We start from the raw sequence: 21,078 nt of genomic DNA, 5'->3' as shown, positions 1-21,078 counted from the left end.
CGTGGGCGACAGGATGAGTCTTTACGAGCAGCGAGTAATGACAGGCCAGCAACTTCACGCAAAGCGCATTTTTTTATGCCTGGGGTATGTCGCTCCGTAGGTGTCTACCCTCTGCGCTTCTTGGGTTTCGACGCCGGTGTACTGGCCTGCTCTGTATTTTGAGAGGCCGCCGGTTCACTGGAGCGCTCACGCATGACCACGCCGTGTACCCGGTGAGGCAGGATACCGACTCGACGGGCCTCGATCTTGAAGGTCACTCGTGCGTTGTCTTCGCTGTCCTCCCACTCGTCGCGTACCGTACGACCTTCGACCAGGACCCGCATGCCTTTCTGGTACAGCGTGCTCCAGTGTTCAGCCTCGCGGTGCCAGAGCTCAACCGGAGCCCAATAGCCGCCTCGATCTTCATAGCTCCCCTCACGTGGCACGGGGTTGTCGAAGTACACATTCAGTCGCAGCAAGCGCCGTGGTTCGTCATTACCTGAGGCGAACTCCTGGAACTCTGGCGCACTGCCGATATTGCCTTCGCCGACAAAAAAAGTGCTCATCATGATATCTCCACTGCGGGTGTGAACTGGCGCAGTAACCGTTCGGCACTGGCCATTTTGATCGCACAGGTCGAGGCCTGGCGGTAAAGCGAATGCACCACGCTCATCTGTAGGTTCAGTGCAATGCGATCGCATTCGAAACGGTGCAATCTTTCGCGCACGACCTGCGGCAGGGTGCTGTTACAAATCTGGCGTTCCCAGACTGCAACTCCCATACGTGTAAAATCACGGGCGCGCCAACGCAAAAAGGTGCTGCCCGCGCTGGTGTTCTGCAGCACCAATCGGATATCCAGCAGTGAGTAAGGAGGCTGTCCGGCTTGCTGCACCACAGCCTCCATCAGGTGACATAACTGCACCTCGATTTCCCTCGCCACCTGCGCCAAGTGCTCCAACTCCCCCTTACCCTTAAAAGGTTTTAAAAGGCCTTTTAGTGAGGCAGCGTGTTCGAGCTCTCGATAGGCACCAGATGTCACCGCTTCGAGGTCCCTCGGTTGAGCCGGGATCATGGGATTCATGCGTCGTCCTCCGGCTTATCCACGGTCGCGAAGGGCTCTCTCGCGTTCTCTGCCAATGCGTCATCGTCATCCACTGGCACAGCGCCACGGCGAATGATCGGGGGCGCGAACTGGGAGCGGCGATGACCCTCAAGGATGTCCATGGGCGGCATACCAAATTTATCGATGGCTGCCAGGGCGCGAGCGTTGTTCGCCGCCATGTCATCGCGTGTGACACCAGCATGCCGATAGCGCTGCGCTTGGCCGAACAGACTGCGCAGCAGATGGGCGCCGTCATCAATCCAGGCCTCCATGTCCCTGCGACCGATCAAGGCGGTGTGATGAGACAACAGTGTTCGGCGCACCAGAGTGTCGTAATCGGTCAGTAGGTAGACCGCTAGAAACCCCAGCTGGCTGCCGATGTACAGCGGCAAAGTGACGGGGTGGATGTTGAGGTTGTCGCCCATGTCGATCTGTGTCGGCAGGTCTTGTCTGATTCGATCCAGCTGTTGGGTCAATTCCAGCATCCCAGCTTTAGCCTGCATCAGCTTTTCTTCGAGTTGCACCATGGCCCAGTCGGCATAGGGGTCGTCATGGGCCGCGGTTTGTTTGATCAGGTTGGTGACGCTGATGTAGCCGGCCATACCCATGATGGAGTGGACGCCTTCGCGTGCGGTTCGACCTTGCCAGATGCGGGCGGCGTGGTGAGTGTGCAGGGTCAGGGTGATGCTGCTGCGCAATGAACCCAGGTTGAGTTGATAATGATCGGCCACGGTGTTGTCCTCGCATTCGCTTGGACAGGAACGTTGCGACAGGTGAGGGTCAAGGACAGCCAAAAAGCTGAACGCGGTCTGTTCGGTTTGGTGAGAGAGGGCAAACTCCTGACGTCTACGTTTATTGGAAGAATGTCCCGGCGTTTCCCTAAACGCTCCATGGTTCGGTCCGATATTTCCGTAGATTGGGACTCTATGGATTTGATGCCACTGGCATCAAATCTATTGAGTTCCACCGCGTCCACGCAGTTGGCGCAGCTCATTCAGACACGCTTGGGCGAGGGCTGATGCGGGTTCGCCCTTTTTCCGAGTCGGCCGCGAGGGAGCGGGTGGGGGCAGTTCTGCGACGGGTGACGGTTCGGCCTGACTTGCCCAAGGACGAAAGTCGCCTTTCAGCGCACGCTGGATCAGACCCATCAGATAGGCCGCTGGCTTGCGGATACCGCCGGCCTTACAGCGTGCTCCCACCTCGTTGAGCACAGCCTGCTGATCCGCTGGGTTGAGCTTGATCAGCGCCACCGCGACGGCCTGACGTTCGCTTGGGCTCAGGTGCAGAGAAGTGGGCCAGTGCAGGTTATCCACACTAGAGGTCGTGCGCGGTACTGTACATTTACTTTCTTTTAATACAGTACAGGCGGCGTTCGGATTCCGAACGGTGCTGGAAACGTTAGCTCTCAAGCCTGATTCGGAATCCGAACGAGGGCCTGCACGATTCCGAACGTGGTGATCTTCCCCCCGTTCGGAATCGTGGGATGCATCATCGGACGGCTGATCCAAGCCTTGCTGCGTCCACTGTTCGCCCCAGCTGTCGAGCCGCGTCGGTAACCGACCCCGATCGATATTCGTGTCCTGTCGAACCTCCTCCACAATGTGCTGAGCGACAATACGCACGGCCTTTGTCGCATGTCCGAGGGCATGTCCGACCAGTTCTAGGTAATCCTGATCGAGCTCCATGGCTTCGGCGGGGGTTAACGGTTCATCGTGCAGAACATACAAAGAACCTTGTAGCTGCCCGCTGATTTGATCGCGACCGCGGCTAACCAAGCTGAGCCAACGAGTGAGCCTGAGCATCGTCAACACGCGAGCAATGGTTTCACGCGAGGCTGACGCACCGTAGGGCACGCTCGAGAGGTAAGGCTGCAAATCCTCATAGCGCGGCGTGACCACGCCCTGGCCTTGCAGCATGAGTCGAAATACCTGCCAGGCATTTCGCTCCAATGGCGTCAGCCGATTATCCAACAGCAGCCGACGTGGCACGATTTCGTGTGATTGGCCACTAAACAGAAAGCCAGCCTGTAGAGCCTGGTTGGAGGGCTGTTCAGTGGTAGGGCGTGCTGGCCAGCGTTCATGCAGCTGCTGTGTGCATTGCTGCAGGACACGTTGCCAGCGACTGGCAGGAACAGCATTCATGTTTTGGTGCTGTACTGGTCGATTTGCTGCCAAACGATGGTCAAGCTGATCTGCTGTTCTTCGGCAAGCATCATCATGGCGTCGAGTTTATCCTCGGTGCCGTCCTCTGTTCGTATTTGGCACCAGCGTTGCCACAACGCATGCTCCTGCGCTTCGCTTAAATGTTGGGGGCGGCCTTTACGGGTTTCTATCTTGAGTAGACGCCGGCGCATGGCGGTTTCCGAATGCGCCAAGCCAAAGCACTGGTACATGATGGTGCTGCTGGCGCCGAGTTTGAGCGCTCGGTTGATCAACCGTTCGTTCTGTTCATCGCGGTCAGCCTGTTCGATCAATCGATGCAGCACTGGCGAGTCAATCTTGACCTCAAGCCAAGGGACAGTGGCATGGGCTAGGCGCGATAGCGTTGTCGGTGGTAAGGATTGCAGCAAGAAAATGTCATCCTCACTCAGTCCAAGTGCCTTGCAGCGTTGCAGGTTGCCCAGGCGCAGTTCGTGCAGTACCTGGGTTAGCATGGCTTGATTGAGCATATTGAAGGACAGGTTCATCTCAGCTCCTTCGGTAAGTTTTCTTCAGAGGTGAGCGTTAAGTCGATTAGTCTCCGGGCCAAGCGGATCAGGCGAAACAGTTTGATTAGCAGATTGTCAGGCAGTCGCTCCAGCCCCACGTCTGTGACTGGTCGATCTGGTAGAGGGAGTTGATAGACCCCTAACAACAGTTGCCCGAACAGTGCGGAAGGTATTTGCTTGCGATCTTCCCAGTTCACCTCGTCTTGAGCACGTAGCAGGGCCAGGAGCATTAGGTGAACGCCGGTCGAGCGAGGCGCTGAAAGATCGAGTCGCTCAATGTCCAACGCGAAGCCCAAGCCAAGCTTTTGATCAATGATGCACTCGGCATCTCCGGCATAGGCCGCCATTTCACGAGCCAGTCCGGCAATGGCTAAACGCAGTTGCTCGGGGGTATCCATCAGTGGTTTGATGATCCAAAGGTCGTCGATTGGGCAGGTTTCGACTGGGGACGTCGTTTCGGTGGCTATCTCGCGATCGATTTGCTCACGAATCTGTTGAACGCGTGATCGAGGACTGGCCGCTGGTAAAGCATTTGTTTCGGGTTCTGCGAGCAGTTCTTCTGAAATTGGCTCTATCCTGCTCTCGGCCTCGATTGATTTTGATTCCGCATCGGAGGAGGGCGGTTCTGCCGCGGCTTCATGCTCGCTTGGTGGATGACTGCTTTCTGAAGGCGTGGTGACGATAGCCCCAGGCGTGCGGGGCGCCCCGTTGGGTATCGCTCAGCTCCAGGGCCAGCATACGGTAGGACTGTCCGAGCAAGCTGCTCATGCGTTCGAGCAGTTCGTCCTGGATCTGCTCAAGATCAAACGAGTCAGGATCACCATCGAAGTAGCCCATGGTTTCCAGCCAGAACTCTCCAAACGCAACTGTGGCAGTTGGATAACGGTTCCAGGTTCGTTCAGCCTGACTACGTAGACCGATCAGACGCTCTATCTGGGGCTTACCCAACCCGGCATACAGAGTTTGTGGAATGGCGGGTAATAAGTGTTCGAGGGTGTCTAGCATGCGGCTGATATGCGACTGCGAAATCGGATAGCCTCCAGCGGCAAGGCGTCGAGCCAGCTCCCGTTGTGAGAGCTCTGGGCCATCCGACTCAAGCATGGTTTTGAGTTTGGCTACCGCCAGAGCCCGTTCGATGAACGTGAGTTGACCGTGCAGATCGCTTTCAGCCAAATGACCGAGTAGGGCGGTGATTTCATTGCTCCAAGGTCGGAACAGGCAGTGGATCCGAAAGAAACGCTCGTCGCGAGTTTCCTGCCACAGCTCGCCGAGAATTGCCAAGCGCGTATTACCGCCGTTGCGGATGATGAAAGAGGTTTCACCCGGCCGGCGGGTAATCGGTGGCGGTTGATCCAGCCCGCGTTCACGGATCGATGCCTTGATATCGTCATAAAGCGGGTTACGTATGAAGCGTGGGTTGTGTTCGTAGGGACGTAACTGTTCCAGAGTGACCAACATGGGAGTGTCGATGACTGGATCGGACAGTCGCTCCAGTCCAGGACCTTGAGTGAAGTGGTCCTGGCGCAGCTTGTCGGTGATTTCCTCCTGACTGAGCTTCTTCATCGGAACCGCCTCGATTAACGCCGGCTACGCAAATGGTCACCGACCTCGAATTTCACGATTTCGGCAGTCCCTGAACCTTCGAAATGTTGGGAGAGTTCTGCGAGGAACCACACCATGGCCGAGCGCCCCCCTTGCAAACGAAAAACCACGGTGCAGTACTCCTCGCAAGCCGCGTCGCTGGGTCGAATGGAAGGCTGAACAACGATAGGAAACTGATCCAACATTAGAAAACTCCTTACCAAGCCCTGTTGGCTTCAAGGTCGATCAAACAAAAGTAATTGGGTGAAATGCTGATTGGGCAATTTGTTTTATTGAGGTTCCGCACACCTCATTACCGATGAGATCGCTTCGCGCCATTCCGGAAATAATTCGATGGCCAGCGCCTGCATGATTTCTAGCGCAGACTGCGAGCGTCGACGTTTACTCGACGGGCGTGTATCTATTCGGTGGACCGGTAAGCCGAGGGAGGCGGCATTGAGATAGGCCACTCGGTCCGGGATTACGGTGTCTAGCACCGAGATATTGGTAGCCTCTGCGAAAGTCTCGCGCAGGCTTCGGATGATCATCCGGGTGTCCACTCGATTGACGTTTACCTGGTTCAGTAAGAGCCGTAAGGGCGGCGGGTCGATGCCCAGGTGGCGAAACGGCTCGAGCTCACTCAATAGCTTCAAGGTGCCACGGCGCATTTCGCGGGCAGCGAGCATTTCTGGCGTGATGGGAGAGAGGGCGAGATCGGAGGCCAGGATGGCCATCTCCAGCAGTACACTGCGTGCTCCCTGAGTATCGATCAAAAGCAGGTCATAATTGAGACACAACTCGTTGAGCAAATTGTGCAGGCGTAGTCGTCCGTCAGGGGCATGCAGCAACAAGGTGCTCAGTCGACCTTGATCGTCGTTGGAGAAAATCAGGTCGAGACCGACGACTGCAGTCCTAGATATTATTCGCTCAGGTATTGTTAGCTTGAGTGCAATGAGTTCGTACGCACCTGCATGAGCTTTTTGGCTCAATGAGTAATAACTGGATAGGGTGGGTTGGCTATCTAGATCCAACAGCAGAACGCGCAAGCCAGCATCGGCCAACAGACCACCGAGATTGGCCGCTACTGTCGTTTTACCTACCCCGCCCTTAGTGGAAACCACCGATATCACGTGCATCCCCTCACTCCTGTTGCGAAAGGCGTTCTGCAATCCAGTGCTCGATTTCCAGTGAGTCCCAGCCAACTGCGCGCAGTCCGATACGCTTCGCCCGCGGAAACTTGCCTTCCTTCATCAGGTTGTAAATGTGCGCACGTTTGAAGCCGGTTTTTTGTTCAACCTCATCACGTCGCATGATGTGGCGTTGGGGTTGAGGTGCTTCAACTGAGGTGACAGATTGGTTGGACATGCTAGTCACTCCTGGCGCCGATTGGCGCGTGGTGGGAAGTGACATGGATTGAATCGCACAAGGCGGGATGAGTCATTGCATTGCAATCAAGCCTATTGCAACGCAATTGACTGGATCAGTTGTTTTTTTTGAGGCTACGATTGGCCACGGCAAACTTTTCATCCAGCGTGCGCTTGCTGAGGCCGGGCACATCTTTGTGACGAGCGACAATGGCATCAACGATGGCTGCTTGATTCGTGAATACCGAAAGAGGTTTTCCGGCGGGCGAATGGTCCAAGAGAAGGCTGACCAATGCCCCAATGATGTTGTGATAGGTCAGTTCGCTGCGCTCGCTGAGTTGACCATTCGTTTTGGCCAAGGCTTTGAGATCATCTCTCTCAAGTCCAATCGACTGGAGTTCTCCCAAGATTTCTTGAATGAGCTGCTGTTGCGCTTTGAACGCTCTCGATAACTCATCTCGATCTGCTTTCAACGAGAGAAAAGTTCCGAGGCTCACCTTTGCAGGTGCATCCTCACCGGACTCGAATAAAAAACTGGGCTTATGGTCGGGATAATGAATCTCCATCCAACGGCGTAAGTCTGAATGGCGGATGGTAAGCTGATAGGGCTCTACATAGCTTCCCAAAGGAACAGAAATGCCGAGGCAACCATAAGGCAGTTCTCCATTTCGTAAAGCATCACCGATCTTTTCTACGGCTGCCTGAAGACTTGGCCATCGACAAAACAGCTGAGGCAGGTTATTTGGCTGCAGCCAAGCGGCTTTCAATATTTCAGACTCATGATGAATAAGATTACACCAGCGCAGAGCCGCTTCTATGGGCCTATAGAAGAGCTTGGTTTGCGGATTAGAAAAGTTAGTAGGCATCTACTGGTAGACCTCCATTTCTGGATGGATGGGCCTCCCGTAGTACCTTCTTACATCGCGAACCTGCTAATAGCTGATTTGCAGCGACGGATTCACTCAAGTTGACTCGGTGAGGTCATTCCATTTGACTGATTATATTGCCGGCGCAGTTTTTATATCCCGATTTGAAAGTATAAGTTAGTTGGAACAGTTGCAGCGAGGATGTCTTATGCGCTACACCTCGGCCGATATCTAAGGGCACCGACCGGTAGCAACTGTTATTACATGCTCTACAGGGGGGTGGCGCATCCTGTGCTTGCATCGAGAAGGTTATTAATTCATAGCATGCGGCGCAACACATTGTTACGAGGGTCGCGGTCGAAGAGTCGGTGCTTGAGCGCACCCGCGATATGCAGCACGATCAACACCAGCAAGGTATAGGCCAGTACCTTGTGTAGCCATTGGAACACGACAAACCAATCGTCATTCTTTGTCAGCAGCTCCGGCAGGTTCACACCGAAAAAGAATACCCCGTCGCTCATGGTGTAGGTGCTTGACATCGAGTACCCCATCAACGGGACGGCCACGATCAGCACGTACATGGAGCGTTGTACAAACCGTGAGAGGAAACGCTCATGCGCCGCCAGTGTTTGCGGTGGCTGCGGAAGGGCGGGGGTGCGAACACGCAAGGCGATCTGTACTAACACCAGCAGAAACGCCAGCACGCCGAACGATTTGTGCCACGGGTAGTAGAGCGTGTATTTACTCACGACTTCATCATCGAGCCCGGTCATGTGCCAGCCGGCCCAGAGCAGCCCGGCTATGACGACGGCACGCACCCAGTGCAGGATGCGCAGGGACACGGGATACCGATCGATTGCCGTTTGTGTTTGGTTGTTCATCGCAGTCTCTTCATTGATCATCAAGGCGTTGAAAACGCACGATTGAATGCCACCCTCCGCGGCCATGGCCGCGAGGATGGCAAGTGCAGTGACTGCTCTCAGGCAGGCAGCAGCACGGTGATCACTTTCTCCTCGGTGTAGACCAGCGCGCCGCTCAGCCCGCCTTCGCGGCCGATGCCGCTGGCCTTGACGCCGCCCCACGGCAGGTTGGCGTCCAGCGGGCTCCAGCAGTTGACGCCGATGGCGCCGACCTTTACCGCTGCGGCCACGCGGTGCGCGCGCGCTAGGTCGGTGGTCCACACCGTGGCGGCCAGGCCGTAGGCGGAGTCGTTAGCCAGTGCCACGGCTTCTTCTTCGCTGTCGAAGGTGATCACCGTGCCGACAGGGCCGAAGATCTCGTCCTGGGCGATCGTCATGTCATTGCGGGCATTGGCGAAAATCGTTGGGCGTACGAACCAGCCCTGGTTAGGGGTGGATACGCCGCCGGCCAGCAGCGAGGCGCCTTGGTCGATACCGAGCTGGATGTAACGGTTGACGCGATCAAATTGCGCTTTCTTGGCCACCGGCCCCATCTGCACGTCAGGCTGGCGAGGATCGCCGACCTTGACCGCGCGCGCGGCGTCGGCCAGTGCACCAGCGAATCTCTCGGCGAGGCTGCGCTGGACCAGGATGCGCGAGCCGGCTGCACAGATCTGCCCCTGGTTGGCGAACAGGCCCAGGGTGCAGCCGAACAGCGCCTCATCGAAAGGCGCATCGTCGAACACGATCTGCGGGCTTTTGCCGCCCAGTTCGAGTGCCACACGCTTGAACAGCACACCCGCGGTGCGCTGGATCTCACGCCCAGCCTCGGGGCTGCCGGTGAAACTGATCTTGGCCACATGCGGGTGTTCGCATAAGGCGCGGCCTACCTGGGCACCGTAACCGGTGACTACGTTAATCACGCCGTCAGGAAATCCCGCTTCCTGCGCCAGCGCCGCCAGATGCAGGGCCGATTGCGGGGTTTCTTCCGAAGGTTTGATAACCACGGTGCAGCCCGCCGACAGCAATGCGGCGAGCTTCCACACGGTGATCATCAGCGGTGAGTTCCACGGCACGATGGCGCCCACGACTCCCACTGGCTCGCGTACGGTGTACGAGAGGGTCTTGCGACCGAAGTAGCCGCCGGTGGGAATGGTGCGTCCTTCAAGCTGGTTGGCCCAGCCGGCGGCGGCGCGCAGGTTGGCGATAGCGTTGGGCAGGTCCATCCGGCGCGGTTCGAGCGGTGAACGGCCGATGGCGTCGGCGTCCATGTCGGCCAGTGATTCGCTGTCGCGCTCCACCAGGTCAGCGAGTTTCGATAACAGCCGGCCGCGCTGGGCGCCGTCAAGCCGGCTCCAGGCGCCACCTTCCAGCTGGGCGCGCGCCGCTGTCACGGCCCGGTCCACATCCTCGGCGGTGCCGCTTGCGCAACTGCCGTACACCTGTTCGGTCACGGGATTGATAAGGGGGATGCGCGCGCCGTCGCTGGCTTCGAAGGGCGCGCCCTGGATAAAGTGGTTCAGGTGCTGAGTCATGTGGATGTCCATGCGTGATTGTTCGGAGGTGACACGCCTCATGCCTTGAGGGAAGCCAGCGCATCACCAAAGATGTCCAATGCCTTGAAGAACAGCGAGCGTGTGATCGTCAGCGAGGGCATCACACGCATCACGTTGCTGTAGCGCCCGCAAGGGATCATCAGTACGCCATGGTTCATCAGGTAGCCCATGAGTTGGCCAATCTTGGCGCCCTCGAGCGGTGTCTTGGTGGCGGCGTCTTCCACCAGCTCGATACCGATCATCAAACCGCGGCCGCGGACTTCGCCAACGAACGGGCTGTTGAACCCACGGATACGTTCCTGCGCTTCCAGCCCCAGGGTGTGGGCGCGATCGAGCAGACCGAGTTCCGGGTCCTGCAAGATACTGATATTGGTCAACGCCACGGCCGCAGACAACGAGTTGGCGGCGAAGGTATTAGGCATCGAGCCGTCGGGAATCTGGGCGGCGAGGTCCGAACGCATGATCAACCCGGCCATTGGCAAGTCGCTGCCAATGCCCTTGCCGAAGGTCAGCATGTCGGGTTTCACACCGGAGTGTTCGACCGCCCACATCTTGCCGGTGCGGCCCGCACCGGACTGTACTTCGTCAACGATCAGCAACGCGCCGGCGCGGTCGCAGGCCTTGCGCAACAGTTGCAGGAACTCGGGGGAGGGCGGCACGTAGCCGCCTTCGCCCTGCACCGGTTCCACAATCACCGCGGCCACGTCATCGGCGGCGGTGTAAGGACTGTTCAGCAGGTAGTCCACATAGTCGCCAGCAATTTGCTCGGCACTTTTTTGCCTGGTGTCGAAGGGAAAGCGGTAGGCGTATGGGTAGGGCGCGTGAATCACGCCGCCCATCATCGGGCCGTAGCCCTTGCGGTAGGCTGTGCCGGTGGTCAGGGCGCCGGAGGCGTTCCACACGCCGTGGTAGCCGCCGTGGAAGGCGAGGATCTGGTGGCGCCCGGTAATGCGTTTGGCGAACTTGATCGCAGCTTCCAGCGCATCGCTGCCGCTTTGCGTGAAGAACGTGATGCAGTCGCCGCGCAGGCCGTCGGGCGCGATCTCGGACATCTTGGCGGCCAGTTCGGTGCGGCGGGTGCTGTTGATTTCCAGGGCATGCATCAGCACTTCGGACTGTTCGCGGATGGCTTGCACGACTTTCGGGTGGCAACGACCGACGCTGCTGACGCCTACGCCCGCAGACAGGTCGATGAAGGTGTTGCCGTCGGGATCCTTGAAGGTCGCGCCGAACGCGCGGTCCATGGCGATAGGCATGCGGCCGCCGCCACGCGCCATTGATTCGGTGCTCGCCGACAACGCCAGGGCCTCGCGGGTCAGGGGGCCGGGCAGGGTGCTGGAAATAATTCGCGGGGCATCCGCGAAGTGCAGGGATTCTAGTTTGGACTCGATCATGACGCACTCTCTGGGGTAGCGGTTTCAGTGTGTGGATCATTCTCATGGAGTGTCCTTGACCGTTAGCCCGAATCGGCAAATAGATGAATCGGCCGTCCGCAGTTTTCGACAAAGGGGATTTGAGAAGAAATTTCGCGGGATTTGAACTTTGTGCGAATATCGCAAAGGAATGCGAACTAAAAACAAAAATTGGCAGAGGCTTTTCGCACATCATGAGAAACCACCACATAAGCCATTTTCGTGATATCCATGTCCATGCGGCCACCGTTCAGGAGTGGAACCAGGATTACAGCCAGTTAACCGCCGGTCTGGCCGAAAGTTCGCTGATGCAGCTGACCACTGCGCGTTGCCACGTTTTCCGCGAGCAGATCAACCAGCGGGTGGTGCAGCGCGGTGTGGCGCCGCGCGGCAAGATGTGCTTCGCCGTGCCGATCAGCGTGCCGGGTTCGACGCGCATGCAGGGGCGCGAAGTGGATGACAGCAGCCTGTTCTTTCTGCAGGGGGGCGAGGAGTTCATGTTCCATATGCCGATGGGCATGGAAGCTGCTGTCCATCACTTTCGAACGCGATTGGTTCGAACAGGCGCTGGCGCAGACGGCGTCGGCCAGTGAGATCACTCGGTTGCTGCGCCAGCCAGTGATCCGAGTGTCCGCCCAGCGCTTCACCCAGGCTCGGCTTCGATTGCTCGCGATGCTTTCCCTGGCTGAGATCGATGACGAACTCGACAGCGTGCGCGAGCAGGGGCTGGAACGGGCCTTGCTCGGTGAGTTGTTGCAATTGCTTACCGACCCGGCCTGTGACAAGCAGCAACGCAGTCCGAGTTCCACGCGCAGCTTCATTGTCGAGAAATGCCACCGGCTGACGACTGCCGAAATGATCAACGTGCCCAGCGTTAACGAGTTGTGCCAACGCCTGCAGGTAAGTCGGCGCACCGTGCAAAACAGTTTCCGCTCGGTAGCCGAGACCACGCCGCTGAACTACTTGCGCTCGGTCCGGCTCAACGGTGTGCGCCGCACCCTGATGTGTACCCTCGCGTCCCACCTTTCGATTGGTGATGTCGCCGCTCAATGGGGTTTCTACCACCTCAGCCATTTTGCCGAAGAGTACCAGACGCTGTTTGCAGAGTTGCCGTCCCACACTCCTCGCGCTGCCATCCCCGTCTGCGCGCGCGCCTGAACACCAGCGCGGCGGTGGAGCTGAGCGTACGCCTGGCCGCGCAGTGCGGTCGATGCCCGCTACGTTCTAGGCGCGGAACTGGTCCATCAGTTTCATTTGCTGGTTGGCCCGTTCGTTGAGCTGACTGCTGATCTGCGCCGACTCGGCGGCCTGTTCAGTCAGTGTCTCGGTCACGCCGCGGATGGTCGAGACGTTGCGATTGACCTCCTCGGCCACCGCGCTCTGCTCTTCCGCCGCGCTTGCAATCTGCAGGTTCATGTCATTGATGACCGTAACCGCGTTGCTGATTTTACCGAGCGCCTCCACGGCCTGATGGATCTGGCTGGCGTTGCTCTGGGCTTGAGTCTGGCTTGAGTGCATGGTTGCCACTACGCCACGCGTACTGGTCTGGATACGCTCAATCACCAAACGGATTTCCTCTACCGAATCCTGAGTTCGCTTGGCAAGGTTGCGTACTTCGTCGGCAACCACCGCAAAACCCCGGCCGCTTTCCCCGGCCCGTGCGGCCTCGATCGCGGCGTTGAGGGCGAGCAGATTGGTCTGTTCGGCGATGCTACGGATCACTTCCAGCACCGAGCCGATCTGTTCGCTGTTGATCGCCAGAGCTTCGACTTCAGTTACGGCCTTGCTGACATCACTGGCCAGCGCGTTGATGTCACGGGTGCTTCGCTCAATGATGGTTATGCCTTCTTTGGACGCCTGGTCTGCGCCCCGGGCCGCCAGGGCTGCGTTTGACGCGCTGTTGGCGACTTCGTGCGCAGTAGCGCTCATTTCGTGGGAAGCGGTTGCCAATTGATCAATCTCGCGAAATTGTACCTGCATCCCTTCGCTGGTCTGGCGCGCGATTTCCGAAGACTGGTCGGCGGTGCCGCGCGCTGCGGTGATGCTCTGCTTGAGCTGCGCGATGGTGGGTTGCAGTTTGTCGAGAAACCGGTTGAACCAGTTCACCAGTTCGCCCAGTTCATCTTTCTTGCGGTAATCCAACCGCTGGGTCAGGTCGCCGTCGCCGCTGGCAATCGCCTTGAGCATTCGAGCGACACTGTTGATGGGGCGTGTCACACCGGAGGCGGTGAACCAGATTAGTAGCAGGCCCAACAACCCTGCGCCGATGGCGACCAGCAGCGACTCCAGTATGTCGCGGGTTTGCGTCTGGTCAAGCAAGGCCTGAAGCTTCATTGAGTCCGCCAGCAGGACGCCCTTCGGCAGGTCGATAGCCACTCCCCACGCCGCCGCTTCGGGCATTGGCGCAACGGGGTAGACAGCGCGAATCAGGTCATCACGTGCCAGCACTACCGGCTTTTGTTGTTTCAATGCGGTGAGCACTGCTTTGCCATCCTCTGCCAAAGGAACGCTGATGTTTTTTCCGATCTGACTCGCGTCCGCGCTGTAAGCGGCAAGTACACCACTGTCGGAAACAATCAGCATGCGCCCTGAACCGTTGAACAGCGTACGCTGAGCATCGCTGGCGGCAGCTTGCAGAGCGCCGAGCGCGAGATCGACCCCAAGGGTGCCGACGACCTTGCCATCGGCGATCAGGGGCATCGACAGCGTGGTCATCAGTTGAACCTGTCCGGCCTGGGTGTCGGCATAAGGGGCCATCAGGCAAGTGCTTCGGGTATCTCGTGGGCAGGTGTACCAACTGTTATAAGGCGTGCCGCTGATGCTCAGTTCGGTTTTCTGCAAGTCGCTTTCAGGGATCAGGATATTCATCGCTTCGCCTGCGCCGCGATTCCAGGCGCTGGCAAACCGTCCATCTTCGTTGGAGGCGCGTGCGGCGTCGTTGGCGAACTCACGGTCTTTTCCATCCAGCGCATCAGGTTCGTAAACCAGCCAAAGCCCTAGAACCTGCGGATTGCGTTCGAACGTCGTCTTGAGCGCCAGGTTAAGTTCCTCACGCAATGTAGCGGCCGCCAACCCCCGCTGGGCGGCCATGGTGCGTAAGTTGGCCGCCTGGTCGGAAAAAGCGCTGATGATCTGCAGGCTATTGCCGAAGACTCTTTGCAGGTTCGTTGCCTGCTCCGCGGCCCTGGCCAGCAGCAGGGTTTCGCCGCTTTCGGTCAGCATCCTGCTGCTCGAGGTGCTGATCAACCGGTTGTTCTGGTTACCCTGATAGAGGTTCATGCCGACGATCAGGCCGATCACGCCAAGCAGGCACAAACCGGACAAGAGGACGATTTTCAAGCGGATGGAAAGGGCGTCGAGCATTTGGCTATCTCACAGGTGAACAGCGTGTTGATCGATCATCGGTTGGTTTGGGACCACCGACTTTTTATTGGATGTGTCACTACATCGGCTGCTGTCACCTATTCATGACAACAGTTTACGTGGCCTGACCAGCAGCGCTGCCATTAGCAACAATGCCGCACAGGCCGCCAGCACGGCGACGAAACCTGCGTCGAACGCCGCACGGGCTAACTCGGTCAGCATCGTGACGTGTTCGGGCGAAGACGTCGCGGCAACCACCAGCGCATCGTCGAGGCTCTCGAAGATCATGGGATTCAGGGCCAGCCATGGCGCAATCGTCTGGCTCGCCGAGTACGTGTAGATTGCCGATAACAGGCTGCCCGCCAGCGTCACGCCCGCGGCGCCGCCCAGTTCAAAGGATACTTCCTCAAGGGAGGCGGCCATGCCGGCTTTGTCGGCGGGCACGCTGAGCATGATCGTGCTGGACGCTGCGGTCAGCGCTGCGCCCATCGTAAAGCCCAGCAGCGCAAGGCTGACGATCTGCACTGGCGCTGCGGCGTTGTGCGCCAGCAAATAGGTGAGCATCGCAGCGGCTGAGAGCAGCAGCGTCCAGAACAGCATACGCTGCTCTCCCAGGCGCGGCAGGTAATGCCCGGCAAGCGGTCCGGCGACGAACGAACCCAGCGGCAGCGGCAGGATGAACAGCGCCGCCTCCAGCGGCGACAGGCCCAGCACCAGTTGCAGGCGCTGGCTGAATACCAGTTCCATGCCGATCAAGGCGGCGGCTGATACCACTGCTGAAATCACTGCATTTCTGAAGCCTGACGCGCGGAACAGCGTCAGATCAAGCATCGGCTGATCGGCACGCCGCTGACGTCGAATGAAAAGCGTCAGAAATAACGTGCCCAAGACGAGCGCAATCAGCATGGCTTCGAAGGAGGGGTGCCGTTTACCCAGTTCCTTGACCGCATAAGCTACGCTGATCAAGCCGATCATGACCTGCAGCGAACCCAGCCAGTCCCAGCGTCTTTGCGCATTCCCCGGGTGATCGGGAATCACTGTCGCTGCGAGCAGCAGAGCCAGCAGCACAATCGGTACATTGATGAGAAACACCGAGCCCCACCAGAAATGCTCCAGCAAAAGCCCACCCACTACGGGGCCGAATGCGGCGCCCCCGGAGGCTACTGAGGCCCAGATACCGAACGCCATGGCTTGCTCGCGCGGGTCGGTAAACGTCAAACGCACCAGCGCCAACGTAGCGGGCATCATCATCGCGGCGCCGACCGCGAGGAAACCACGGGCGCCGATCAATACGCTGGCCGACGGCGAGAATGCAGCGATCAGCGAGAACAGGCCGAAAACGCCCAGGCCACCGATAAACAGGCGTTTGTGCCCAAGGCGGTCCCCGAGGGTGCCCATGCCCAACAACAGTCCGGCGGCGACCAGCGCGTAGATATTAATGATCCAGAGCTTTTGTGACGCCGTGGCCCCTAGCTCTCGTGTCAGTGTGGGCAAGGCGGTATACAGCACCGTCATGTCAATGACGATAAGCAGTAATGCGCTGGAGATTATGGCCAGTATCAGCCAGCGGCGCTTGGAGTCAGTAAAGGGCATGGCTGGCATCCAGAATAGGGGGCTGGACCTAGCATGCCTGAATGCAGAGGGGCTCCGTTATCCCAAATCGGTCCTGAAGGCCGGTATCTGTCGGTCTGATGTGACACCGGCGATGTTACCGATTTGGGATAGCGGGTTGTTCGTGGGGGGGCATAGCATCGAATACAGCGTGCAATCCCAAAAACAAAAGCGCTACCTGGTACCGATAGCGCCTTGATCGGACCTACACCACAGCGACTGCCTCATACAATAAGGTTAAGAACATGAGTCTATCTATCCCGGTCAACAGCTCCACGGAGCTCAAGCGTGGCGCCTTGGGTGTCGGCTTTATCATCTTCTTCGTGATTTCGGCGGCGAGTCCGCTCAGCGTCATCGCAGGAGGATTCCCGATTGGCATCATGCTGGGCAATGGTGCCGGTACCCCGGCGTTGTTGTTGCTCGCCTTGCTGGTGCTGGTGGCGTTCTCGGTCGGCTACACCACCATGGCTCGCCACGTCACCAACGCCGGTGGTTTCTACGCCTTTACCTCGCGTGGCTTGGGTGGCCTGGCCGGAGGGGCGGCGGGTGTGCTGGCGATGTTTGCCTATAACATCCTGCAAGTTGGCCTCTATGGCATGTTCGGTGGTGTGGTCAGTGGCACCATGGAGAGCGTGTACGGCTTGGTGTTGCCCTGGTGGTCCTACTCGCTGATGGCGATGGTCAGCATCGCGATCCTCGGCTATCGCAAGATCGATCTGTCGGCCCGCGTATTGTCGGTGGTGGTGATTGCCGAATACCTGGCGATCCTGACCCTGGATGTCGCGATTCTCAAGACCGGCGGCGACAGCGGTGTCAATCTCGACTCCTTCACCAGCCGGCACGTGTTCAGCGGTACTCCGTCGATCGGCCTGCTGTTCTGCTTCGCGGCCTTTATCGGCTTCGAGGCCACTACGATTTACGGCGAAGAAGCGAAAAACCCACACCGCACCATTCCGATTGCCACCTACAGCTCCGTGCTGCTGATCGGCGGGTTCTACGCGCTGTCAGTCTGGTCGATGGTGGTGGGCGTAGGATCGGATAAAATCGTGTCGATGCTGCAAGCCTTGCAGGACCCGACCACCTTCATCTACGGCATGTCGGACCACTTTGTCGGCCCCTATCTGACGCAAATTATCCGCGTGCTGTTCATGGTCAGCATCTACGCCGGGCTGCTGGCGTTTCATAACGCCGCGGCACGCTATTTCTACGCCATCGGCCGGGACGGTCTGCTGCACAGTTTGCTGGGTACCACCCACCGTGTGCACCAAAGCCCGCATATGGGTTCGGCGTTGCAAAGTCTGATCGCCGCAGTCGTGGTGCTGATCTTCGCCGCCATGGATGCGGATCCGATCCTGCAACTGTTCGCCTGGTTCTCCAACCTCGCCACGCTGTGCGTCATTTTGCTCATGGCGATGACTTCGATCTCGGTGTGTGTGTATTTCCACCGGCATCCCGAACTCAACGTCGGCATCTGGCGGGGGCGTATTCTGCCGATTTTCTCCTGCCTGGCCTTGCTGATGGTGCTGGTGCTGGCGGTGGTGCATTTCGATGTGCTTACCGGCGCGAGCCAGCTCTTGTCCTACGCCTTATGCGCAGTCATTCCAGCGGCGCTGCTGGGCGGGGTTTTTCTCGCCGCGCGACTGCGCAAGGTATCGCCGCAGCGTTTTCTGGCGCTGGGCAGCCACAAACTCTGAGGCATTGAGCGATACCGTCTCACTGCACCTTGCACACTATAGACTGTTCGCTTGCCGGTGTCCGGCAAGGCTCGCCAGCGTTAAAGGAAGATGACACATGCACCACTACAAGATGCTTATCGATGGGGTTCAGGTTGCCGGTGAAAACGGACAGTTCGAGGTGATCAATCCGGCCACCGGCGCCGCATTTGCCCAATGCCCGGCCGGCTCGCTGGCTCAACTGGACGATGCGGTGGCCGCCGCCCAGGCGGCTTTCAAGGAATGGCGTCATGTTTCGCATGCTCAGCGCTGCGAGCGTCTGTTGGCGATTGCCGAGGATATCGAGCAGGGCGCCGATGAGTTGGCCCGGTTGATCGTGCGCGAACAAGGTAAGCCGCTGGAGCTGGCATTTTCCGAAGTCATGGGCGCCGCCGCCTGGACCCGCTATGCCGCCGAACAGCAGATTGGCGTGGAACTGGTGGAAGAAACCCCGACCCAGCGCATTGAGCTGCACCGCAAACCCTTGGGTGTGGTGGCTTCCATCACTCCGTGGAACTGGCCGTTCATGATCGCCGTGTGGCACATCATGCCGGCACTGCGCGCCGGCAACTGCGTGATCAGCAAACCGTCGAGCCTGACGCCGCTGAGCACCCTGCGCCTGGTGGAAATCATTGCGCGGCATGTGCCCAACGGTGTGATCAACTGCGTGACCGGCGAGCAGGGGTTCGGCAGTGCGATCACCTCGCACCCGGGGATCCAGAAAATTGTCTTCACCGGTTCCACCGCCACCGGCCAGAGCGTAATGCGCGGCGCGGCCACCAATCTCAAGCGCCTGACCCTTGAACTGGGCGGCAACGACGCCGCGATCGTATTGCCCAGCACCCCGGTGGAGGAGGTGGCCGAGGAGATTTTTCAGGCCGCCTTCCTCAACATGGGCCAGACCTGCGCTGCGCTCAAGCGTTTGTACATTCACGAATCCCAGTACCAGGCCTTTGCCGATGCGCTCACGCTAATTGCTGAACGCCAGGTGGTGGGTGATGGCTTGGAGCCCGGCGTCAACTTTGGGCCGGTGCAGAACCTCGATCAATTGCAACTGGTTGAAGCCTTGGTCGCCGATGCACGGGCCCAGGGCGCACGGGTGTTGTGCGGCGGCGCACGTCTGGACCGTCCTGGGTTCTTTTATCCGCCTACGTTGGTCGCGGATGTGACCGACGGCCAGCGTCTGGTGGACGAGGAGCAATTCGGACCAGTGCTGCCGCTGATCGCTTACAGCGACGTCGAGGATGTGCTGCGCCGTGCCAACGCCGGTGACATGGGCCTGGGCGGCTCGGTATGGGGACCGGAAGTCGAACAGGCCCAGGCCTTGGCCAGTCGCTTGGAAAGCGGCGTGGCCTGGGTCAACTGCCACGCCCGGATCCAACCGAACACGCCGTTCGGCGGCAGCAAGATGTCCGGCTTCGGCGTCGAGTTCGGCCTTGAAGGTCTGTTGGAGTTCACCGGCCAGCAGTTGCTGTTCGTCAATAAGCGCGCGGGCGAGTAACGCCTCGGCGAACCTGGCGCAGCGCGGCTGCGCCCCTGTTATGCCAATTACCTGAGACAGCCTTTAAAGGCGCACTTCAAGGAGCTTCGATCATGCGGTATCCCTCCACTTCATTTCTCAACGGTACATTGGCCTGTACCCTGACGCTCTGCGCCATCAGCCAGGCCCAGGCCTACGAGCTGTACAGCGATGAGAGCCGCCATTTCAACGCAGACATGACCGCCGTATTCGGTATGTTCAACAGCCGCAAGAACTATGACGGCACGTCGGGTGGCTCAACCTGGCGCGAAGGCTTTATCAAATACGGCTTGAGCGGCGACCAGTCCCTGGCGGGCAACGGCACCGCCTATGGTGCGTTCGCCCTGCTCAGCTCCGCCACTTGGGGCGACGGCGACCCGGCCGGCAACACTCTGGGCACCGAACGCACCACCAAAATCGAAGACGCTTACCTGGGGTGGCGCTCCGGCGATCTGTTCCCGGCATTGGGCCAGGACGGTGTGGATATTTCCGGTGGGCGCCAAGTGGTCAAGCTCGGCAGTGGCTTCCTGATCAACGACGACGGGCCGAACCTGGGCAAGGGCCCGGCCGATGGCAAGCTGAACCGGGGCGGTGCTTACTACCTGGCGGCGCGCCATGCTTTCGATCAGACCGCGTTCCTGCGCTTGGGCGGCAAGGATGGCCTGCATGGCAGCCTGTTGTGGCTCAAGTCCGACAACCGCGCCCAGGCTGAAACCGAAGTGGCCGCCGGTACGCTCGATTACACCACCAAGCCCGGCACCCTGGGGTTGACCTGGGTGCGTGGCATTGATGTGAATGATCGCTGGGCGAGTGATTTTCAGCGCCAGCGCAAGGGTATGAATATCTATAGCGTGCGCGGCGAAGGCGATGCGGGCCTGCCGAACGTCAGCCTGGCATTCGAATACGCCTGGCAGGACAAAGACAGCGGACCGGAAAAAGCCTGGTACGGCGAAGCCGGTTATACCTTTGCCGATGTGGCCTGGGCACCGAAGGTTACCTATCGTTATGCCCGCTATTCACAAAAATGGGATTCGCTGTTTACAGGTCTGAGCTCCGGCTACGGCACCTGGCTGCAAGGCGAAGTCGCCGGCAACTATGCCGGGCCGTTCAACAGCAACACGCGCATCCAGCATGTGGGTCTCAAAGCCACGCCGCTGGAAAACCTGACCCTGGGTGCGTTGTACTTCGACTTCGACACGCTGCGCAAAAGCGATGCGCTGAATCTCAGTGCGCGGGAGCTGGACCTGTACGCCGACTGGGCCGTCAACCCACACTTGATCATCACGCCGCTGATCGGTCTCTACAAGCCAAAACAGGACTCCACTACGGGCGGAAACCAGGCTGTCGGCAATGGCACCAACCTATACAGCCAGGTGACCGTCGCCGTACCGTTCTGATCCACCCTGG

The 21,078-nt window shown here is 58.9% G+C and carries 17 protein-coding genes and 3 pseudogenes; 4 read left to right on the top strand and 16 right to left on the bottom strand.

What is annotated here, in order from left to right; all coding sequences use genetic code 11:
- Nucleotides 1-104: 104 nt before the first annotated feature.
- The 13 genes and pseudogenes from QF045_RS20015 to QF045_RS19955 all read right to left on the bottom strand — a co-directional run bounded on the left by QF045_RS20015 (nt 105) and on the right by QF045_RS19955 (nt 11,448).
- Entirely contained in the window at nt 105-545 is a 441-nt protein-coding gene (locus tag QF045_RS20015) for a single-stranded DNA-binding protein (RefSeq protein WP_306494927.1), read from the bottom strand.
- Nucleotides 545-1,060 (bottom strand): DUF3158 family protein, encoded by a 516-nt coding sequence (locus QF045_RS20010; protein WP_306493683.1) that lies wholly within the window; start codon nt 1,058-1,060, stop codon nt 545-547. Before QF045_RS20010 ends, QF045_RS20015 begins: the two co-directional genes overlap by 1 nt.
- A complete protein-coding gene (locus tag QF045_RS20005; protein WP_306493682.1) occupies nt 1,057-1,812 on the bottom strand; it encodes a PFL_4669 family integrating conjugative element protein in 756 nt (251 codons plus the stop codon). The genes QF045_RS20010 and QF045_RS20005 overlap by 4 nt, the downstream gene beginning before the upstream one ends.
- 222 nt (nt 1,813-2,034) lie before the next feature.
- Nucleotides 2,035-3,222 (bottom strand): STY4528 family pathogenicity island replication protein, encoded by a 1,188-nt coding sequence (locus QF045_RS20000; RefSeq protein WP_124362210.1) that lies wholly within the window; start codon nt 3,220-3,222, stop codon nt 2,035-2,037.
- Nucleotides 3,219-3,767 (bottom strand): DUF2857 domain-containing protein, encoded by a 549-nt coding sequence (locus QF045_RS19995; RefSeq protein WP_124362211.1) that lies wholly within the window; start codon nt 3,765-3,767, stop codon nt 3,219-3,221. Before QF045_RS19995 ends, QF045_RS20000 begins: the two co-directional genes overlap by 4 nt.
- Nucleotides 3,764-5,351 (bottom strand): annotated as a pseudogene (locus QF045_RS19990) (ParB family protein). The gene QF045_RS19995 and the pseudogene QF045_RS19990 overlap by 4 nt, the downstream one beginning before the upstream one ends.
- Nucleotides 5,352-5,365: 14 nt before the next feature.
- On the bottom strand, nt 5,366-5,575 hold the full coding sequence (locus QF045_RS19985; RefSeq protein WP_124362213.1) for a hypothetical protein: 210 nt from the start codon (nt 5,573-5,575) through the stop codon (nt 5,366-5,368).
- Nucleotides 5,576-5,659: 84 nt separating this feature from the next.
- Nucleotides 5,660-6,505, bottom strand: coding sequence for a ParA family protein (locus QF045_RS19980; RefSeq protein WP_124362214.1), 846 nt, complete (start codon nt 6,503-6,505; stop codon nt 5,660-5,662).
- A gap of 4 nt (nt 6,506-6,509) precedes the next feature.
- Nucleotides 6,510-6,734 carry an AlpA family transcriptional regulator gene (locus tag QF045_RS19975; RefSeq protein WP_124362215.1) on the bottom strand — a complete coding sequence of 75 codons (225 nt, stop codon included), beginning with the start codon at nt 6,732-6,734 and terminating at the stop codon, nt 6,510-6,512.
- Between the two features lie 115 nt (nt 6,735-6,849).
- Nucleotides 6,850-7,599 (bottom strand): hypothetical protein, encoded by a 750-nt coding sequence (locus tag QF045_RS19970; RefSeq protein ID WP_124362216.1) that lies wholly within the window; start codon nt 7,597-7,599, stop codon nt 6,850-6,852.
- Nucleotides 7,600-7,916: 317 nt separating this feature from the next.
- Complete coding sequence (locus tag QF045_RS19965; RefSeq protein ID WP_124362217.1) at nt 7,917-8,480, bottom strand: cytochrome b; 564 nt, start codon at nt 8,478-8,480, stop codon at nt 7,917-7,919.
- Between the two features lie 98 nt (nt 8,481-8,578).
- Complete coding sequence (locus tag QF045_RS19960) at nt 8,579-10,033, bottom strand: aldehyde dehydrogenase (RefSeq protein WP_124362218.1); 1,455 nt, start codon at nt 10,031-10,033, stop codon at nt 8,579-8,581.
- A gap of 38 nt (nt 10,034-10,071) precedes the next feature.
- Nucleotides 10,072-11,448, bottom strand: a complete 1,377-nt coding sequence (locus QF045_RS19955; RefSeq protein WP_124362219.1) for an aspartate aminotransferase family protein — start codon at nt 11,446-11,448, stop codon at nt 10,072-10,074.
- Between the two features lie 212 nt (nt 11,449-11,660).
- Here QF045_RS19955 and QF045_RS19950 point away from each other — a divergent pair.
- A pseudogene (locus QF045_RS19950) lies at nt 11,661-12,624 on the top strand (helix-turn-helix domain-containing protein).
- A gap of 66 nt (nt 12,625-12,690) precedes the next feature.
- Here the strand turns inward: QF045_RS19950 and QF045_RS27820 are convergent.
- The 3 genes and pseudogenes from QF045_RS27820 to QF045_RS19940 all read right to left on the bottom strand — a co-directional run bounded on the left by QF045_RS27820 (nt 12,691) and on the right by QF045_RS19940 (nt 16,422).
- Complete coding sequence (locus QF045_RS27820; protein WP_372237495.1) at nt 12,691-13,446, bottom strand: methyl-accepting chemotaxis protein; 756 nt, start codon at nt 13,444-13,446, stop codon at nt 12,691-12,693.
- A 102-nt stretch (nt 13,447-13,548) separates the two neighbouring features.
- Nucleotides 13,549-14,556 (bottom strand): annotated as a pseudogene (locus QF045_RS27815) (HAMP domain-containing protein); the annotation flags it as partial.
- Between the two features lie 375 nt (nt 14,557-14,931).
- On the bottom strand, nt 14,932-16,422 hold the full coding sequence (locus tag QF045_RS19940; RefSeq protein ID WP_124362222.1) for an MFS transporter: 1,491 nt from the start codon (nt 16,420-16,422) through the stop codon (nt 14,932-14,934).
- 263 nt (nt 16,423-16,685) lie between these two features.
- On the opposite strand from QF045_RS19940, the gene QF045_RS19935 reads away from it, so the two are divergent.
- From QF045_RS19935 to QF045_RS19925, 3 genes are all read left to right on the top strand, one after another.
- Nucleotides 16,686-18,134: an APC family permease gene (locus QF045_RS19935; RefSeq protein WP_306493681.1), complete on the top strand. Its 1,449-nt coding sequence runs from the start codon at nt 16,686-16,688 to the stop codon at nt 18,132-18,134.
- 97 nt (nt 18,135-18,231) lie between these two features.
- Entirely contained in the window at nt 18,232-19,653 is a 1,422-nt protein-coding gene (locus tag QF045_RS19930; protein ID WP_124362224.1) for an aldehyde dehydrogenase family protein, read from the top strand.
- 92 nt (nt 19,654-19,745) lie between these two features.
- Entirely contained in the window at nt 19,746-21,068 is a 1,323-nt protein-coding gene (locus QF045_RS19925; protein ID WP_306493680.1) for a hypothetical protein, read from the top strand.
- Nucleotides 21,069-21,078 lie beyond the last annotated feature (10 nt).

The organism is Pseudomonas sp. W4I3 (genome assembly GCF_030816195.1).
Taxonomy (GTDB): Bacteria; Pseudomonadota; Gammaproteobacteria; order Pseudomonadales; family Pseudomonadaceae; genus Aquipseudomonas.
This window is presented reverse-complemented; position numbering and strand designations above follow the sequence as displayed.

Excerpts from the sequence above, each read along its gene's own strand:
- QF045_RS19965 (WP_124362217.1), bottom strand. The coding sequence starts at position 8,480 with ATGAACAACCAAACACAAACGGCAATCGATCGGTATCCCGTGTCCCTG.
- QF045_RS19985 (WP_124362213.1), bottom strand. The coding sequence starts at position 5,575 with ATGTTGGATCAGTTTCCTATCGTTGTTCAGCCTTCCATTCGACCCAGC.
- QF045_RS20000 (WP_124362210.1), bottom strand. The coding sequence starts at position 3,222 with ATGAATGCTGTTCCTGCCAGTCGCTGGCAACGTGTCCTGCAGCAATGC.
- QF045_RS27820 (WP_372237495.1), bottom strand. The coding sequence starts at position 13,446 with ATGCAGGTACAATTTCGCGAGATTGATCAATTGGCAACCGCTTCCCAC.
- QF045_RS19980 (WP_124362214.1), bottom strand. The coding sequence starts at position 6,505 with ATGCACGTGATATCGGTGGTTTCCACTAAGGGCGGGGTAGGTAAAACG.
- QF045_RS19970 (WP_124362216.1), bottom strand. The coding sequence starts at position 7,599 with ATGCCTACTAACTTTTCTAATCCGCAAACCAAGCTCTTCTATAGGCCC.
- QF045_RS20010 (WP_306493683.1), bottom strand. The coding sequence starts at position 1,060 with ATGAATCCCATGATCCCGGCTCAACCGAGGGACCTCGAAGCGGTGACA.
- QF045_RS19940 (WP_124362222.1), bottom strand. The coding sequence starts at position 16,422 with ATGCCCTTTACTGACTCCAAGCGCCGCTGGCTGATACTGGCCATAATC.
- QF045_RS19955 (WP_124362219.1), bottom strand. The coding sequence starts at position 11,448 with ATGATCGAGTCCAAACTAGAATCCCTGCACTTCGCGGATGCCCCGCGA.
- QF045_RS19925 (WP_306493680.1), top strand. The coding sequence starts at position 19,746 with ATGCGGTATCCCTCCACTTCATTTCTCAACGGTACATTGGCCTGTACC.
- QF045_RS19930 (WP_124362224.1), top strand. The coding sequence starts at position 18,232 with ATGCACCACTACAAGATGCTTATCGATGGGGTTCAGGTTGCCGGTGAA.
- QF045_RS19975 (WP_124362215.1), bottom strand. The coding sequence starts at position 6,734 with ATGTCCAACCAATCTGTCACCTCAGTTGAAGCACCTCAACCCCAACGC.
- QF045_RS19935 (WP_306493681.1), top strand. The coding sequence starts at position 16,686 with ATGAGTCTATCTATCCCGGTCAACAGCTCCACGGAGCTCAAGCGTGGC.
- QF045_RS20015 (WP_306494927.1), bottom strand. The coding sequence starts at position 545 with ATGAGCACTTTTTTTGTCGGCGAAGGCAATATCGGCAGTGCGCCAGAG.
- QF045_RS19995 (WP_124362211.1), bottom strand. The coding sequence starts at position 3,767 with ATGAACCTGTCCTTCAATATGCTCAATCAAGCCATGCTAACCCAGGTA.
- QF045_RS19960 (WP_124362218.1), bottom strand. The coding sequence starts at position 10,033 with ATGACTCAGCACCTGAACCACTTTATCCAGGGCGCGCCCTTCGAAGCC.